Consider the following 1,242-nt stretch of genomic DNA (forward strand, 5'->3'; position numbering starts at 1 on the left):
CGGTCGACCGCCGCGGCGATCTCGCGTGCGATCTGGCTGACGATGTCGGGATTGACGCCGAGCTGGCCACCCCCGAACGCTTCGCCGGACAGCTTCAGCAGGACGCGCCGGCGTCCGGTGGCCTCATCGATCACGTGTGATCCTCTCGTCTGGGTACAACTTAGCGTCGGGCATGGGAAAGGCCCGCACCGGCAGCGATGCGGGCCTTTCGCGGTGCTTACGCGCCGACCTTGAAGCGGGCGAAGTCCGTGACCGTGATGCCGGCGTCCTTGGCGACCTGGGCGACGGACAGCTTGTTGTCCTTCGCGTAGTCCTGGTCGAGCAGGGCGACCTGCTTGAAGAACGCGTTGACGCGACCCTCGACGATCTTCGGAAGGGCAGCTTCGGGCTTGCCCTCGTTGCGGGAGATCTCGGTGACGATCTCACGCTCCTTCTCGACCTCGGCGGTCGGGACGTCCTCACGCGAGAGGTAGGTGGGGTTCGCGAACGAGATGTGCTGCGCAATGCTGCGCGCGGTCTCGGCGTCATCACCCGAGTAGGCGACCACGACGCCGATCTGCGGCGGCAGGTCCTTGCTGGTCTTGTGCAGGTAGATCTCGAAGTTGTCGCCGGTGAGCGTGCGCACGCGGCGCAGCTCCACCTTCTCGCCGATGATGGCGGCCTCGTCGTCGATGAGCTGTGCGACGGTCTGACCGTTCGCGTCAGCGGCCAGAGCGGCCTCGACGGAGTCTGCGGCGACAGCGGCGGCGGCGTCGGCCACCTTGTCGGCCAGCGCGATGAACCGGTCGTTCTTGGCGACGAAGTCGGTCTCGGTGTTCAGCTCGATCAGGGTGACCTTGCCGTCCTGCTCACGCGCGACGACGAGTCCCTCGCTGGTGGAGCGGTCCGCACGCTTCGCGTTGCCCTTCGCGCCCTTGAGGCGGAGGATCTCGACAGCCTTCTCGAGGTCGCCGTCAGCTTCCTCCAGCGCCTTCTTGGTGTCGACCATGCCTGTGCCGAGCTGCTCGCGCAGCGCCTTGATGTCGGCGATGGTGAAGTTTGCCATGGGTACTGGCTCCTAGGTTCGTGGGATGACTGCGGGGATGCCGGGGTGGGCGCACTGCGCCCACCCCGGCCAGATCCCTGCGGTTACTCGGGCATGGCGGCGTAGGCGGCTTAGGCGCCCACGGCGTCCGCAGCGGACTCCGTGGCGGCTTCGCCCTCGATGGCCTGCTCGTCAGCGACGATCTCGCTGACCTCGGC

The 1,242-nt window shown here is 67.2% G+C and carries 1 protein-coding gene and 1 pseudogene; both read right to left on the reverse strand.

All coding sequences use genetic code 11. The features are described 5' to 3' along the window. Nucleotides 1-134: pseudogene (gene pyrH / locus NQ160_RS23945) on the reverse strand (UMP kinase); the annotation flags it as partial. A gap of 83 nt (nucleotides 135-217) precedes the next feature. Next, nucleotides 218-1,045, reverse strand: coding sequence for a translation elongation factor Ts (gene tsf, locus NQ160_RS23950; protein ID WP_257517475.1), 828 nt, complete (start codon nucleotides 1,043-1,045; stop codon nucleotides 218-220). Between the last annotated feature and the right edge of the window lie 197 nt (nucleotides 1,046-1,242).

The organism is Microbacterium sp. zg.Y909, from assembly GCF_024626565.1.